Below are 15,716 nucleotides of genomic sequence, written 5' to 3' on the forward strand. Positions count from 1 at the left end.
GCCCTGCACCTCATAGACGGTGGTAGCGGTGTGAAGGCGACACGCCCATCACTGTCATGCAGCGGACAGACGCAGAAGGCGCCGGCATTGCTGCCGGCGCCCTTGTACGTCTCCTGCAACTACAGAAGCAATCGCAGTTACAGCGGACGACCGATGCCCGAGCAGGTGCTCGGATTGTTCACCGCACCGGCGTTGGTGGCGGTGGCAAAGCGAGCACGGACCGCATCACGCCATGCCTTGGTCAGCGGGATGAACTTGTGCGCGCGGATGGCGTCGTCGTTCGGGCCCTGCTCCACACCGTTGACCACGGTGCTGCCGTAATGGCGGGTCAGGAAGCCGCGCACATTGGCGCCCACGGTGGCGTTCTTGTAGCACTGGCCGAACACGAAGTTGGTGTAGCCAGCGATCGGATAGCCCGCGCTCGGGTTGCCGAACACCGGAACCCAGTTCGCGGGTGTTCTCTGCAGCGGTGCCGGTCGGCGGCGCAGCGGTTTCCAGCGTGGCCTGCACGCTCACTTCATCCGGCGAGAAGCTCTTGACCTTGGCGACCTTGGTGGCATCGGTCAGGCTCGGGATGACGTCCGGGCCGACGTAGCCGACGCGGCCGTCAACGGCATAGACAGCGTTGTACAGCGCGGTGCCACCGGTGGCCGGGGCAGCGACGAAGTTCGACGGCACGGTGGTGAACAGGTTGGCGAAGGTCGACTGCACCGAGAACGCCGGCACGCCGTTGGCCAGCTTCAGGTTGGTGCCCGACACGTCAGCCGGCTGGCAGGCGCTGGTCAGGAAGCGGGTCAGCAGTTCGCTGGTGCCGCTGCTCTCGCCACGGTAGACAACCTGGATGGCACCGGTACGGCCCAGGCCCGCCAGCTGGCTCCAGTTGTTGATCTTGCCGGAGAAGATGCCGCAGATCTGGGTCACCGACAGGTCAACGGCCGAACCGGCCTTGTTGAACGGAATCGTGACCGAGGTGGCCACCGACGGGATCTGCACCAGGGCGCCGTAGCGGTTGGCATCGCCGGACACGTTGTAGGTGCTGTTGTAGGTGTTCAGCTCGGTGCTGCTCAGCACCGAATCGCTACCGGCGAAGTGCACGGTACCGGTGGTGGAGAACAGCGCCGAGTTGTTTTCCAGGAAGGCCTTCTTGCCGGTACCCGAGCCGGTCACGGCGTAGCTGAAGTTGGCCGGCAGGATGCTGTCAGCCGAACCCTTGTAGAGGTCGGCCGGCAGCGAGGCGCCGCCACCGGTGACGGCAGTCTGCGCCGAAGCGGCACCGGCGGTGGCGAGCAGCGCGGTAGCAACCAGCGCGGCCAGGGTCTTGTACTTGTTCATGATCTTCTCCTGAAGGGTTTACTGCGAAGGGAAACGCCAAGGGAGGAACGGTCACTACACGCCTGCTGCCGCCGAGGGCCTCCCAGCCCACTCTGCGGCGACGTGGCTATGCTGGTCCGCGCCGATGACAGGCCGCTTAAGAAACCTGTGGAAGATCGAAAAAAGGTGTGGAGGATTGTGTGGAGAATCGAAAGCGTGCCGTGATGCGCGTTGCGCATCACTGGACCAATTGATTCATTTCCATGATCGGCATCAGCACGGCCAGCACGATCGTCAGCACCACGCCGCCCATCACCAGGATCATGGTCGGTTCCAGCAGCGCGGTCAGCGCCATCGCGCGACGCTCGATCTCGCGCGAGATCGTCTGTGCAGCGCGGTCCAGCAGTGGCGCCAGCGAGCCGGTCTTCTCACCGCTGGCCACCAGGTGCACCAGGATAGGCGGATACACCTTCTGCACCTTCAACGCAGCACCCAGTGCCGCACCTTCGCGCACGCGCGCGGACACGTCATCGGCACAGCGTGCCAGCAGCGCATTGCCAAGCGTCTGCCGCGCCGCCTCCAAGGCACGCAGCAGTGGCACACCGGCATCCAGCAGGATCGCCAGCGTCGAGGCAAAGCGCGCACTGTTCACGCCCAGCACGAAACGCCCGACCATCGGCACCCGCAGCAGCATCGCGTCCCATCGCAGGCGCAGTTCGGGCCGGCGCAACGCCAACCGCCATGCCACCACCAGCGCAGCGATGCCCAGCCCCACCCACACGCCCCAGCTGCGCACGAACGCGCTGGCGGCCAGCATCACCTGGGTCAGCATCGGCAGCGTCTGCCGCGCCTGCACGAACGCGGTCACCACCTGCGGCACTACGTAGCTGAGCAGGAAGATCACGATCGCCACCGACACCAGGCTGATCGCCGCTGGGTAGATGAAGGCGGTCAGTACTTTGGCCTGCAGCGCGTTGCGTTCTTCGATGTAGTCGGCAAGGCGCTCCATCACCCGCGCCAGGTCACCGGAGTCTTCACCTGCGCCCACCAGCGCCCGATAGATCGGCGGGAAATCGCGCGGCCGCGCGGCCAGCGCCACGGTCAGGCGCTGGCCGGCACGCACGTCGGCGCGTACGGCGGTGAGTGCCTGGGCCACATGCGGGCGCTCGGCCTGTTCGATCACCGCAGTCAATGCGGCTTCCAACGGCAGGCTCGCGGCCAGCAGGCTGGCCAGCTGGCGCGTGGCCCAGGCCAGCTCGCTGGCAGACAGCCGGCGGGCGCCCCAGCCACTGCCCGCACCGCGCGCCGCGCTGACCTGCACGGGTGTCAGCCCGCGACCGCGCAGCAGCTGGCGTGCGCCGCGCGGGCTGTCGGCGTCCAGCTGACCCTTCTCGATGCGGCCCTGCGCGTTGGCAGCCTGGTAGTCGAACAGTGCCATGCAGGCCTCAGTCGTCGCCCGTGACGCGCAGGATCTCTTCCAGCGTGGTCACCCCGCTGTCGACCCAACGCTGGCCGTCCTGGCGCAAGGTCCGCATGCCGGCACGCCGCGCCGCCTCGCGCAGCGCAGGTTCACCCTGCCCTTCATGGATCAGCGCACGCACGCGATCGTCCACCACGAACAGCTCGTGGATGCCGGTACGCCCCCGGTAGCCGCTGTTGGCACAGGCCGCGCAGCCCACCGCGCGCCACACGGTACGGCCGTCGCCATCCACCTCGGCACGCCGGCATTGCGTGCACAGCCGCCGCACCAGCCGCTGCGCCAGTACGCCGCGCAGCGACGAGGCCAGCAGGAATGGCTCCACGCCCATGTCGGCAAGGCGGGTCACTGCCGAGATCGCGTCGTTGGTGTGCAGGGACGCCAGCACGCCATGGCCGGTCAGCGACGACTGCACCGCAATCTGCGCGGTCTCCAGGTCGCGGATCTCACCGATCATGATGGTGTCCGGATCCTGGCGCAGGATCGCGCGCAGCGCCGTGCCGAAGCTCATGCCGATACGCGCGTTGACCTGGATCTGGCCGATGCCGGCGAAGTCATACTCCACCGGGTCTTCCACGGTGAGGATGTTGCTGGTGCTGCTGTCGAGCTGGCCCAGCGCCGCGTACAGCGAGGTGGTCTTGCCGCTGCCGGTCGGCCCGGTGACCAGCACGATGCCATGCGGCTGCCGGATCAGGCCGGTGAATGTGGCCAGGGTGTCATCGGCCATGCCCAGCCGCTGCAGCTGCAGGCGGCCGGCATCCTTTTCCAGCAGGCGCAGCACGGCGCGTTCGCCATGCCCAGTCGGCACCGTGGAGACGCGGATGTCCAGCGGCCGACCGCCCACGCGGATCGCAATGCGCCCGTCCTGCGGCAGGCGCTTCTCGGCGATATCCAGGTGCGCCATGATCTTGATGCGCGATACCAGCGCCGCGTGCAGTGCGCGCCGCGGCTGCACCATGTCGCGCAGGGTGCCGTCCACCCGGTAGCGCACCACCGAATGGGTCTCGAATGGTTCGATGTGCAGATCGCTGGCGCCATCGCGTGCGGCCTGTGCCAGCAGCGCGTTGATCATGCGGATCACCGGCGCATCGTCCTGCGCGTCCAGCAGGTCGGTGACTTCCGGCATGTCCTGCATCAGCCGGTCCAGATCGACTTCGCTTTCAGCGGCACCGACCACGGCAGCGGCATCGCCGCCGTCACGGTACTGCTCACCCAGCCGCTGCTGCCAGGCCGCTGCATCCAGCGCCTGGAACGGCAGCGGGCCATGCCGTCGGCGCAGTTCGGCCACGGCCCACGCGGCGGTTTCGGCGGTACCCAGCAGCACCGACTCGCCGCCAACTTCGGACAGCATCACGCCATGGCTGCGCACCCAGGCGTACGGCAGTGGCGCGGCGGTGCTCACGGCCCGATCACCAGTTCCGGCGTGTAGCCCAGCCCGCGCAGCTGCTGCAGCGCCGGATCCAGCGTCGCCGGGTCGCGCGGCAATCGCACCCGCAGGCGTTGCCCGCTCTCACCCGGCGTCGCTTCGGCATAGGCCTGCAGGCCCAGTGCCCGCACCTGCGCCACGCCTTGGCTGGCACGCGCGGGGTCCAACCCCTGCGCGAACTGCACCAGCTGCGCATCGCCGTCACCGGACGGGTACAGCGCCGCCAGGCTGCTGTTCTGCAGCGGCTGGCCCTGGCCATCGCGCGCATTGCCCTGGCCGAGTACAGACAGGTCCTGCGGCGGCAGCTGCGGTGCCGACAGCGCCGGCAGCGCCCAGCTCTGCACCGGCTGCGCACCGGCCTGCGCGTTGCGCATGTAGTCGTAGCGGTCGCGGGTCAGGCGCTGGCCGGCGGCCGGATCACGCACCACGTGCGGGCGCAGGAACACCATCAGGTTGGTCTTGGCGCGCTTGCGGGTATCACTGCGGAACAAGGCGCCCAGCACCGGGATCTTTCCCAGCCCCGGCACCGCATCACGGCCGTGGCTCACACTGTCTTCCAGCAGGCCACCCAACACCATGATCTGGCCATCGTCCAGCAGCACGCTGGTATCCAGGGCGCGCTTGTTGGTGATGATGCCGGCCGTGCTGTTCGCGCTCTGCGCGTCGATGCTGCTGACTTCCTGGTAGATGTCCAGCTTCACCGTGCCGCCCTCGGAGATCTGCGGGCGCACCCGCAGCTTCAGGCCCACGTCCTCGCGCACGATGGTCTGGAACGGGTTGTTGCTGCCGCCACCACCGTCGGTCACGTAGCGGCCGCTGACGAACGGCACGGTCTGCCCGACCATGATGCTGGCCGCTTCGTTGTCCAGCGTCATCAGGTTCGGCGTGGACAGGATGTTGGCACCGCCCTTGCTCTGCAGCGCGTTGGCCAACGCCTTCATGTTGAGGATCTGGCCGACGCCGGGCAGGTTGATGGTGCCGTCGATGACGCCGATCTTCAGGCCATCCTTGGGCAGCACGTCCAGGGTGGTGCGTGCGGTGGTGTTCAGCCCGCTGCCACCGGTGGTGCCGCCGAAGTGGGTGCCGCCGAAGGTGCGGCCATTGCCCAGCATCCACTGCACGCCCAGTTCGGCCGCGTCGGTCTGGTTGACCTCCACGATAAGGCTTTCCACCAGCACCTGTGCACGGCGCTGGTCGAGCTGGTCGATCACCCGCCGCAGGTTGCGGTACACCGGTTCCGGTGCCGAGATCAGCAGCGTGTTGGTGGCCACGTCCGCCTGCACCGAAATGCCGTTCTGACTGAAACCGGTGCTGCCGGCATCGATCGGGTCGCGGCGGTTCGGGTCCAGCCGCTGCGATTCCAGCGCATTGCCACCGGTCTTGGCCTGCTGCGGCTGCGACGGCTGCGACGGCTGCGACGGTGTGGCGCGGTTGGCGTCACCCGGCAGTGGCGTGATGCCTTCGTTGCTGCCCATTGCCGGTGCATCGCTCTGCCCGGCCACCACGCCGCGCAGCACGCCGGCGAGCTGATTGGCCTGGGCATTGCGCAGGTAGACCACATGCAGGTTGCCGGACTCGTCCTGCGCGCGGTCCAGCTTCTCCACCAACTGCCGCGCCAGGCGCGTTCGGCCCGGGCTGCTGGAACGCAGCAGCACGCTGTTGCTGCGGGGGTCGGCCATCACCACCACCTTCTGGCTGGGCTCGGCGCCCTGCGCATCCAGCAGCGGCGCGACCATCGCTGCCACGTCAACGGCAATGCCCTGCTGCAGCTTCACCACATCGGTGTCCATGCCGGCCGGTGTATCGACGCTGGCGATCACCCGCGCGATGCGCTCCAGGTTGTCGGCATAGTCGGTGATCACCAGGGTGTTGTTGCCCGGGTTGGCGGTGATCGGATTGTCCGGGCTGATCATCGGCCGCAGCACCGCCACCAGCGCGGCTGCGTTCTCGTAGCGCAGCGCGAAGGTGCGCGTGGCCACCTCGCCGCCGGCCCCGCCCGCGCCCACACGGCCACCGAGCAGCTTGGCCTCGGCCTGCGGCACCACCCGGCTGACACCGCCGTTCTCGACCACGGCAAAGCCACGCATGCGCAGTGCGCCCAGCAGCAACTGGTACGCCTGGGTACGGCTGACCGGGCCATCAGAAACCACGGTCATCTTGCCGGTCACCCGCGGGTCGACCAGGAACTGGCGACCGGTGAAGCGCGCCGCCATGCGCAGTACGCCGCCGATATCGGTATCCACCAGGTTCAACTGCACCGGTTCATCGGGGGCGTCCTGCGCCTGTGCCGGTGCAACAACGTGAGCGCCACCCACGATCAGGGCCAGTACAGTGCTGCAGGCAAGGCTGCGCATCGCCCTCATGAATGGCCACCCGCAGTGAGTGCCATCACGATGTTTCCGGATATCCGTGCCGCCGGCATGTTCGCATCCCCTGTGCGTGTCAGTTGCAGTTGCTGCAGTTCGATGGCCGGATCGGCCAGCACGGGCAGCAGCCAGTTCCACAGTGCGTCAGCAGGTACGGCCTGCACCTGCAGGTGCCAACGCCCGTCGCGTGCTTCGACATGCAGTCCATCGGCGAGGCCGGCGGACTTGATTCCATTACGCAGCGCGGCCAGCGTCGGGCGCTGCCCCTGCACCTGCTGCTGGCGTTCGCGTGCACGCAGCAGCGGCGCCAGTGCGCGCGCCTGCGCCTGCAGCCGCGGCAGCTCAGCCTGCCAGTGCGCACGCTGTTTCAGCAGCGGCTCCAGCCAGAAGGACCACAGCCCCGCTGCCAGCAGCGCCAGCACCATCACCCACAGCATCCAGCGGTCGCGCGGCGGCAGGTGCTGCCAGCGTCGCTGCAGACCGGCCACACCCTCGCCCAGGCGCACGGCTCTGGCGGTCACTGTCCGCCCCCGCTCACGCGCAGGCGTCCACCGGCCTCGCGCGCCAGCTGCAGGCCCTGCGCCTGCGCCGCCTGCTGCCACTGTTCCAGCCGCTGTGCGTCATCGGCTACCGCCTGCGCATCGGCGTCCAGCTCCAGTTCCAGCTGGCCGGGTTGATAGCGCAGGCCGCGCACCTGGCCGCCCAACTCCGGAATCGCCTGCAGCGTCGTTGCGACCTGCCGCTGCACCCGTGGCAACGGCGGCGCCGGCAACGGCACGGCCAGCGCGCGCCGCGCCTGCAGCACCGGGTCCACCACATCGGTGATCTCCGGAAAGTGCGAACTGAACTGCCGCGCCATGTCCTGCTGCAACGCCTCGCCCTCGCTGCGCCAGCGCGAGACCTGCAGCTGCAGCCCAAGCGCAGCCAGTAACACCGCCGCCAATGCGAGGCCGATCGCCACGCGTGGTGCCTGCCTGCTGCGACCCGGCAGTGGCAACGACCACGCCGGCACGGGTCCGCACGCCTGCCGTTCATGCGCGACCACGGTGGCCGGCAGGTTCTCCGGCCACACCGACGGCACGCTGTCGATCCACTGCACGGCCTGCACCCCGGATTGCTGAAGACGCGCCGCGAGCGACTGCAGCACCGCCGCTGTGTCGCGCCCACCGCACCACTGCACGAAACCACGATCGCGCCCGCAGCGCACCAGCAGATGCTCACCGGCAGCCTGCAGCGTTGCCTGGCCGTTCTGCCACGGCAGCAGCAGCGGCGTCGGATACAGCGCCTGAAGCTGCAGTGCGCACGAGGCCAGCAGCTGCTGCGCCTGCAGGACCGCCTGCTGGCCGAGCCAGGCCACCGGAACCGTGCCGTCCGCCGCCTGCGCACCGTGTGCCAACGCGACCTCCTGCAGGTCATCCAGCAGCATCGCCTCTACTTCGCCCTGCAGTGCGGCCTGCAGCCTGCGGCCCGACAGTGGCGGCAGCTGCAGTTCCAGCAGGATCAGGTCCTGCGGATCGAGACAGGCCAGCACCTCGGCCTGCGGATGACGTTGCCCGAGCACGGCCAAGCCCTCGCGGCCATGGGCCAGCACCCCACCCTTGTGCAACTGCGCCCACTCGACCGTACTGTCGGCGCGCAGGTGTTCCAGCGCCGGCAGGCGCACCCTCAGCTGCACGCTCATGCTCCAATCCTCGTCCACACACGCTGCACGCGCACACTGTCATCGCGGTACTCGCGCCAGATCAGGGCCCGGAAGTCGACCGCATTGCCATCGGCCTGTACCTGGCCGACGGCAAGGAACCACTCGCTATGAATGCCAAGCGGCACCACGGCCATCTGCGCGTTGCTCAGTTGCAGACGATTGGCGATATCGCCGCGGTTGAGCAGCCAGTGGCCACCGTCGCGCTCACCGAGTAGCGCCTGCAGGCGCCCCGGCTCCACGCCGGGAGTGACCGCCTGCAACACGCTGATGTCACTGGTGTTGGCATTGACCAGGGTCTGGGCCGGCAGCACCACGGTGCGCCGTGCCAGTGCCTGCACCGCCACTGGGTCGGCGCCCGCCAGGGCCTGCTCGATCACCGATTCACGCGGCAACGGCGCCTGCGCCTGCAGATCGCCATCACGCAGCCGCGCCTGGATGTGGTCGGCAGCAGATGCACAGGCACCCTGCCCCAGTCCCTGCCCGGCACACAGCGCGATGAACGCGCGCCGTGCCTCCGGGTCCGGCTTGCCATAGGCCAGCAGGTTGCGCAGGTTGAACATGGACTGTGCATCGACCAGCTGCAACTGCACCGGCAGCGGCGCCTGCAGCGTCAGTGGACGCGCCCAACGGCCGCTGCGCACCGTGGTCAACTGCTCCTTTACATCGTCACGCAGCTGCTGCGCCGCGCGCTCCAGGGTGGCATCGACCGCCATGCGCACCTGCGCACGCAGCTGGTCGCCACGCAGCGCACGCAGCTGTGCCGACTGCCGGGTCAGCAGTGCAGTGGCAATCACCGCCACCAATGCCACCACCAGCAGGGCGACGATCACCGCCATGCCGCGCTGGCGGGTGCACGGGACCGAACGCGTCCGGGCTGTCATCTGCACGCCTCACAGCTGCCAGGAGCCGATGTCCGCGTTCCCGGCGTCGCCACCGGGCTTGCTGTCCGCACCCAGCGAGAACACATCGATGTCGCCGTGGGTTCCGGGAATCTGGTACTGGTACGGATGGCCCCATGGGTCATTCGGCAGGCGATCCAGATACGGTGTCACCGGCATCGCACCGCTGCCCTGCGGCGGCTTCACCAGCGCCTGCAGGCCCTGTTCGGCGCTGGGATAGCGACCGTTGTCCAGCTTGAACAACTTCAATGCCTGCATCAGCGCCGCGATGTCCTGACGCGCCGCCACCACGCGCGCCTGGTCGGGACGGTCCATCAACCGCGGCACGATCAACGCGGCAAGAATGCCGATGATCACCACCACCACCATGATCTCGATCAGGCTGAAACCCTGTTGCCGAGCCCTGCGACCACCCACTTGCCTTGCCATTGTTCCGCCCTCGTCATCCTGGAAGAGACCGCTGCGCCATGGTCAGCGGTGCATGTGTCAGTACGATAAACATCCGCCTGCTATTCGCTGCGCGCGTGCCTGTGCAGGCGCAACACGTGTAGCCGGGGCACATGCAGACTCGAACAGGTGCTGCGGCACGCTGGCCAGCGCATCGTCGATGCAGCCGCGCAGCAACGGGTGCGCGCAGGCCTGCAGCAGGCGCACGCACTGCATCGGCGACCACGCGGTGCCATGGTCGAGGCCGATGAACATCCGGTAGACCTGGTGGTAACGCAGATCGTCGTACACGCGCTGCGCACTGTTGAGATCACGCACGACCACCAGCAACGCCGCACGTTGCAGCTGCCGCACATCGCCCGCGTCAAGCGGCAGCGCGTTCATGGCCGCCTCGGGCCAGGGCCGCAGCTGCAGATCGAGGGCGCGCCGCAACGCCGCCAGCGGATGCGCGCTGCTGTCCAGTGCCGCCCAGCGCGCCGCATCGGCCCAGGCGTCACTGGACAGTACCCAGACCCACGAGTGCCCATAGCGCTGCACGTTCACGGGCGTATGCCGTGCCTGTTCCAGCGACTGGCTCAGGTGACGATCCAGCTCCAGCATGCTGATCCTGCGACTGTCTGCCATCGGCGCCGCCCGTGCTCCGCGACGCGTGGTGCGTCGTACTCTGGAGAAGACGTCAGCAAGGCAGGTGAAGCGACAACGCGAATGCGTCTCTGTGCGCTGCGTGGCGCTTCATCAGCAACGTCATCGCAGCGTCATCTGCCTGCAGGCTTCGCGCTCCAGTCGCGGCGCTTCGCCCCCGCAACGGCGCGCCAGTATCGCCACATCGCTGCGTGCGGCGAACGTTGCCAGTGCATTGGACATATCCACGTCATCGCACCATGACGCCATCGCAACACGCAGCGCCGGCAGCTGCCAGCCGTCCATCACGCCATGGCTGCCGGCCACGAACCAGTGCCAAAGACGATGATGCTGTACCTGCTCGTGCAGTTGCACCAGATCGTCGATGCCGTGCATGCCCATCAGCAGCAGCACGCGCGCCATCGCCGCAGGCGGCAGCGTGCCGGCCTCAGCGAGGGGCAGCACCTGCTGCTGCAGCCGCAGCAGCATCGCCAACGGGTGCGACTGCGGATCGAAGTCCAGCAGCACGGCCTGTTGCTGCCACTGCGCGTCGGACACCACGCACACCCATGGCGAGCCGTAGCGATGCACCATCAAGGGCCGTCGCTGCGTGGTTTCCAGCAACGCCGACAGGTTGCGGCGCAGATCCAGCACACCGATGGTCTCGTTGCGCATCCTTGGCGTCTCCTTGCTTGCAACAGCCCTGCACGGCGCGCACGGCCAGCGTCTTCATCTAACCAAGGACGGCAATGCCACCCGGAAAGCGACGCAGATCCAGCGACATCGTCAGTCGCAGCTGCTCCAGCGCCGCGTCCGGATCATCGATGCGGAAGCGACCGCTGACCGGGGCCCGCGCCAATGCCGATTCGCCCAGCAGCACCTTGCCGCGGCGGTAGCGGTTGATTTCATCCACCACCTCGCGCAAGGGAGCGCGACGGAACACCAGCATGCCCTCGGTCCAGGCGCTCACTTCCGAGGCCAGGGCTTCGGCCACCACGCCACTGAGGCGCTCGTCGTATTGGGTCTGCTGGCCCGCCTGCAGCTGCAGGCGGCCCTGCGGGTGCTCGATGCGGGCGCTGCCCTGCAGGCAGGTCACCCGTACCTGGCCGTGGGTGTTGCGGACGTCCAGGCGCACCGCACCTTCATCGGCAATCACGCAGCCCGGCCCCGCGAACAGGGCGAGGCGCAGGCCTGCCTGGGTTTCGATCGCGGCCTGGCCCTGCACCAGCTCGAAGCCTTCGCCCTGCGTGTCCGAACGACGGCGCAGGCTGCTCTGCGTATCCAGTTCGATCTTCAGCAGCGGCAAGGGCGAGATCTGCAGTCGCTCACCGGTGCCAGTATGGAAATCGGCAGCCATGGCTGTCACCGAGGGCCACAGCCCCAGCGGCGGGCGGATCGCCGCCACCACTACCAGACTGGCCGGGGCGGCAATCGCGGCGCCCAGGAAGGCACGCCGGCTCCAGCGCTGGGACGGCGTCGGCGCGACCGGCTGGCGCGCAGCGGCGGGCAGCTGTTCGCCCGCCAGGCGTACCTGCTCCCATTGCCGGCGCGCACGGCCGAATGCTTCGCGATGACGCGGATCAGCCTCGCACCACTCACGGAACCTGCGCCCATCGGCGGCGGTGGCCTCGCCCGAGGTCAGCCGCACCACCCACGCGTGGGCCTGACGCTCGACGGCATCCAGCGGGCGTTGCGGGCGATCGTCAGGATCCATGGGGGCTCATGCCGGACCCGCACGCTGCGGGGTTCTGCTCGGCGTCAAAGTGTAGACGGATGCCGCCGCTCAGAACCGCACCTGACGCCCCTGCCCGCTGCGCTCGGCCAGGTAGTCCTGGGCCGCTTTCAGCTCGCGCTGCACAAGCCGCAGCGACACGCCCAGCTGGTCGGCGACGTCGCGCTGCTGCAGGCCATCGACGCGGATCGCCAGCAGGATGCGGCGTCGGCGCTCGGGCATGCGCTGCAGCAGGCCGACCATGTCCTCCAGCGCGAAATCCAGTTCGGCCGCCTGCGCCGGGCCCGGTGCAGGGTCGGCCATCTCCATCAGCGTATCCACCTCTTCCAGGCTCAGCAGGCGGTGGTCGGCACGCTGGCGGTCGATCACCGTGTTCATCGCCATGCGCAACAGGTAGGCCGCGGGATTCTGCACGGCATCCAGGCGGTCACGGCGCGCACTCAGGCGCATCCAGGTGTCCTGCAGCGCATCGCCGGCCAGCTCCTCCGAGCCCAGCTTGCGCACCAGGCGGCGCTTCAGCTCGTCGTAGGCCCCCAGAAGGTGGTCCATCAGGTCAACTGCCCCAGCCGTACCGTTGCTCATGTTCGAATCCTTGAAGTCATGGAAGGGGCGCGCGCCGACCACAGTCGTGGTCGGTGCCGGAAGGTCGGATCTGCAGCGTCACCGGCTGCGGCAGCGCGGCGGCATCGGGCGCAAGCACCAGGCCCTGCAGCGCCTGCAGCAGGCGTGCATCGCGGCGGGCGCTGCCACTGCCTGAGAGCAGCTCGGGCGCATGCACCTGGCCTTCGCCGTCGACGTGGAAGCGCAGCGTCGCGGCATAGCGGCCGGGCGCGATCTCGGGGTCGTCACAGAACACCGCACGCAGGCGCTGCTGCAGCCCGCCATAGCGACGCCGACGCTCGGCCTCGGGAAGTTCGGCACCAGTACCGGGTTCGGCGACCGAGGGCGTGCCCCGGCGCAGCACCACGCGCTGCTCACCGATCATCTCGGCCTCGATGCCGGTGTCCTGCAGCAGCATCTGCAAGGCAGGCAGCGGCGCAAGGCTGGCGCGCAGCGCATGGCTGCTACGGCCGGCGGCAAGATCGCCCGGGTACATCACCGACCACCCGCTGATGACGCTGAAGCGCTCGACCGCCTGCTCCAGCGGCTGCGCAGGGATGTCGTAGGCATGAACACCGTCCCGCGCCACAGCGGCAAAGGACAGCAGCAGCCATGCGGCGATGGCCACCTTCCAAGTTCTGACCGCATGGTGTCCATTCAGCCCCCTGACGTAGAACACATGACCCTCGGCAGCGACAGCAGCTGCAGTGGACGCGCGCCACGACCGGAACCCCGGCCCGCGCGCGACCAGCAAGCGGGCTCAAACCGTACCGGGGCCAGATGTCATTGCGATGACCGCTGCCTACGCCCGGCGTTGAGCCAGGCTCCGTGAACCCAGTCACGCATCAGGAATCAATGAATCGAACAGACATGTCCATCTGCTCCCGGGGTCAGAGCCCGTTGCACAGCAACGGGATCCGACCCCAACAGGTCGCGGGGAACTGTCAGGCGCGGGGCGGTGTGGGCAGGCAGGACCGTTGGCGCCATGGATGGCGCCATCGAGCCCCCATGGATGGGTCTACGGCGTGTCCTGCCTGGCCACACCGCCCCGCCGCCCTGGGAACATCGCCGTTGCGGCTGCTGTTGCTCCTGAGGTTGCCGGCCAGCGGCCGGCACTACCGCGGGTGCCGGGTGCAACCCGGCCGGAACCACCCATCCTCAAAGCGGCAGCTGGGTGGTCTGCTTGATCCGCTGCATCGGAATCTCGGTCTTGGTGTTCTGCACCCCGGTGATCCGGTTCAGGTGCTGCATCTGGAACTGCCGGTAAGCATCCAGGTCCGCCACCGCCACCCGCAGCAGGAAATCGCAGTCACCGGCCATCAGATGGCATTCAAGCACTTCCGGGAACGACTTGATGCTGTTGATGAAGTGGTTGGTGGTGTCCTCGTCCTGCCCGCGCAGCCACACTCGCACGAACACCGTGAAGCCACGACCCACCTTCGCCTCATTCAGCAGGGCCACGTAGCGGTCGATGTAGCCGCCCTCCTCCAGCAGCCGCACCCGCCGCAGGCAGGCCGAGGGCGAAAGGCCCACCAGCCGGGCCAGCTCCAGGTTTTGCAGCCGTCCGTCACGCTGCAGGGCATCGAGGATGCGGCGATCGAGGTTGTCGAGCTGATACTGCACGGGATTTCACCTTTGGCGACCTTAGCCGCATGGAATCTCAATATTCCCGAATTGAATGGCATCAACGCAACCCGATTTCGCGATCGGACCGCTAGCATGGGCCACCCCCACCTCGTTGTGCCGTTCCATGGACGCCCGTACCACCCTCCCCCTGCCCGATACCTGCGATACCGCCCCGCGCGCCGAATTCCTGCGCGGCCTGCGCGCCGCCGTACCGGTGATGATCGGCTTCATTCCCTTCGCCCTGGTGCTCGGCGCCCAGGCCGCCCAGAAAGGCCTCAGCGCCCTGGAAGTGCCGCTGATGACCGGCCTCAACTTCGCCGGTGGCTCGGAGTTCGCCGCCGTCGAACTGTGGACCTCGCCGCTGCATATCGCGCTGATCGTGGCGATCACCGCGCTGGTCAACAGCCGCCACCTGCTGATGGGCGCCAGCCTGGCCCCGCTGCTGCAGCACCTGCCGCGCCGCCGCGTGCTGCCGGCGCTGTTCTTCATGTGCGACGAGAGCTGGGCGATGGGCGTGGCCGATGCGCGCCGCCGTGCGCTCGGCTTCAGCCTGGCCTATTACCTGGGCGTGTCGGCAGGCCTGTACACGGTCTGGGTGGCCTGTACCGCGCTGGGCGCGATCGTCGGCCCGATGCTGGTCGACATCCACGCCTATGGTTTCGACATGGCCTTCCCGGCCGTGTTCCTGGTGCTGCTGCGCGGCATGTGGCAGGGCATGAAAGCAGCGCGCCCGTGGCTGGTCAGCCTGGTGGTGGCCGCTGCCACCTACCTGCTGGTGCCGGGTGCGTGGTACGTGGCCAGTGGCGCACTGGCCGGCCTGGCGGCCGCCTGGCTGCTGGCGGAGGACGCAGCATGATCTTCAACGGCCTGATCCACTGGACCTCGGTGCTGACCATCGTGCTGATGGCCGCTGCCACCTACCTGACCCGCATCATCGGCTTCCTCGCGCTGCGCAACCGCACGCTGAGCAAGCGCGCAGTGACGGTGATGGAAGCCGCGCCGGGCTGCGTGCTGATCTCGGTGATCGCGCCCGACTTCGTCGCCGACAAGCCCGCCGACCTCGCCGCGCTGGCGATCACCCTGCTGGCCGCCACGCGGCTGTCGATGCTGCCGACGGTGCTGATCGGCGTGGTATCGGCCGGTGTGCTGCGCTATCTGATGGGCTGACGCACGCGCGAGTTCCCCGCGTGTGTGTGACTGGAAGCGCGACGGTCGCTATCAGCTCGACCTGCACATTTGCGTGCCGCCTCAAACGTGGCCCGGAGCCACCTACTGGAGGTGTTTGAAAAAATTCCGATTGCCTGATCGAGCCTGAGCCGGTACGGATCGACTGCCGAATCAGCGGGTTGAGCTGATCGGTCAATCGACGTCCAACGTGGAGAGTACCAATGAGCAATCTGCGAGTTGTCGTGGCAGCAATCGGTATCACCCTCACATCTACTCGCGGGCTGCCCCTCTGATGCAGCGCCGTCAGTCCAGGCGTACCCAACCGGGCCTCCCCCTCGGGCT

The 15,716-nt window shown here is 68.2% G+C and carries 15 protein-coding genes and 1 pseudogene; 2 read left to right on the forward strand and 14 right to left on the reverse strand.

The window, feature by feature from the left end; translation table 11 throughout:
- Nucleotides 1–137: 137 nt before the first annotated feature.
- The 14 genes and pseudogenes from ACZK13_RS11850 to ACZK13_RS11915 form a co-directional block, all read right to left on the reverse strand.
- Nucleotides 138–1,332, reverse strand: a pseudogene (locus ACZK13_RS11850) (substrate-binding domain-containing protein).
- 217 nt (nt 1,333–1,549) lie between these two features.
- Nucleotides 1,550–2,749, reverse strand: a complete 1,200-nt coding sequence (gene gspF, locus ACZK13_RS11855) for a type II secretion system inner membrane protein GspF (RefSeq protein ID WP_180838029.1) — start codon at nt 2,747–2,749, stop codon at nt 1,550–1,552.
- Between the two features lie 7 nt (nt 2,750–2,756).
- The gene (gene gspE / locus ACZK13_RS11860) at nt 2,757–4,190 is read right to left on the reverse strand and encodes a type II secretion system ATPase GspE (RefSeq protein WP_329893618.1); all 1,434 of its coding nucleotides are present in this window, start codon (nt 4,188–4,190) and stop codon (nt 2,757–2,759) included.
- Nucleotides 4,187–6,577: a type II secretion system secretin GspD gene (gene gspD, locus ACZK13_RS11865; RefSeq protein WP_478481712.1), complete on the reverse strand. Its 2,391-nt coding sequence runs from the start codon at nt 6,575–6,577 to the stop codon at nt 4,187–4,189. The genes gspE and gspD overlap by 4 nt, the downstream gene beginning before the upstream one ends.
- Nucleotides 6,574–7,101: a type II secretion system protein GspM gene (gene gspM, locus ACZK13_RS11870; RefSeq protein ID WP_032128120.1), complete on the reverse strand. Its 528-nt coding sequence runs from the start codon at nt 7,099–7,101 to the stop codon at nt 6,574–6,576. Before gspM ends, gspD begins: the two co-directional genes overlap by 4 nt.
- Nucleotides 7,098–8,261 (reverse strand): type II secretion system protein GspL, encoded by a 1,164-nt coding sequence (gene gspL, locus ACZK13_RS11875; RefSeq protein ID WP_125893664.1) that lies wholly within the window; start codon nt 8,259–8,261, stop codon nt 7,098–7,100. The genes gspM and gspL overlap by 4 nt, the downstream gene beginning before the upstream one ends.
- The gene (gspK, locus tag ACZK13_RS11880; protein ID WP_125893666.1) at nt 8,258–9,163 is read right to left on the reverse strand and encodes a type II secretion system minor pseudopilin GspK; all 906 of its coding nucleotides are present in this window, start codon (nt 9,161–9,163) and stop codon (nt 8,258–8,260) included. Before gspK ends, gspL begins: the two co-directional genes overlap by 4 nt.
- A 9-nt stretch (nt 9,164–9,172) precedes the next feature.
- The gene (gspG, locus tag ACZK13_RS11885) at nt 9,173–9,610 is read right to left on the reverse strand and encodes a type II secretion system major pseudopilin GspG (protein ID WP_014037416.1); all 438 of its coding nucleotides are present in this window, start codon (nt 9,608–9,610) and stop codon (nt 9,173–9,175) included.
- Nucleotides 9,611–9,667: 57 nt separating this feature from the next.
- On the reverse strand, nt 9,668–10,252 hold the full coding sequence (locus tag ACZK13_RS11890; RefSeq protein WP_125893668.1) for a hypothetical protein: 585 nt from the start codon (nt 10,250–10,252) through the stop codon (nt 9,668–9,670).
- Between the two features lie 120 nt (nt 10,253–10,372).
- Nucleotides 10,373–10,924 carry a hypothetical protein gene (locus tag ACZK13_RS11895; RefSeq protein ID WP_032128125.1) on the reverse strand — a complete coding sequence of 184 codons (552 nt, stop codon included), beginning with the start codon at nt 10,922–10,924 and terminating at the stop codon, nt 10,373–10,375.
- Between the two features lie 58 nt (nt 10,925–10,982).
- A complete protein-coding gene (locus ACZK13_RS11900) occupies nt 10,983–11,963 on the reverse strand; it encodes a FecR family protein (RefSeq protein WP_253143248.1) in 981 nt (326 codons plus the stop codon).
- A 69-nt stretch (nt 11,964–12,032) separates the two neighbouring features.
- Nucleotides 12,033–12,563, reverse strand: coding sequence for an RNA polymerase sigma factor (locus ACZK13_RS11905; RefSeq protein ID WP_032128154.1), 531 nt, complete (start codon nt 12,561–12,563; stop codon nt 12,033–12,035).
- A 16-nt stretch (nt 12,564–12,579) separates the two neighbouring features.
- On the reverse strand, nt 12,580–13,260 hold the full coding sequence (locus tag ACZK13_RS11910) for an STN domain-containing protein (RefSeq protein WP_125893671.1): 681 nt from the start codon (nt 13,258–13,260) through the stop codon (nt 12,580–12,582).
- Nucleotides 13,261–13,739: 479 nt separating this feature from the next.
- Nucleotides 13,740–14,204: an Lrp/AsnC family transcriptional regulator gene (locus ACZK13_RS11915; protein WP_099553468.1), complete on the reverse strand. Its 465-nt coding sequence runs from the start codon at nt 14,202–14,204 to the stop codon at nt 13,740–13,742.
- Between the two features lie 127 nt (nt 14,205–14,331).
- On the opposite strand from ACZK13_RS11915, the gene ACZK13_RS11920 reads away from it, so the two are divergent.
- Nucleotides 14,332–15,063 (forward strand): AzlC family ABC transporter permease, encoded by a 732-nt coding sequence (locus ACZK13_RS11920; RefSeq protein WP_253143250.1) that lies wholly within the window; start codon nt 14,332–14,334, stop codon nt 15,061–15,063.
- Nucleotides 15,060–15,374: an AzlD family protein gene (locus tag ACZK13_RS11925; RefSeq protein ID WP_032128129.1), complete on the forward strand. Its 315-nt coding sequence runs from the start codon at nt 15,060–15,062 to the stop codon at nt 15,372–15,374. The genes ACZK13_RS11920 and ACZK13_RS11925 overlap by 4 nt, the downstream gene beginning before the upstream one ends.
- Nucleotides 15,375–15,716: the final 342 nt, after the last annotated feature.

It is taken from the genome of Stenotrophomonas sp. 99219_Sma (assembly GCF_056480785.1).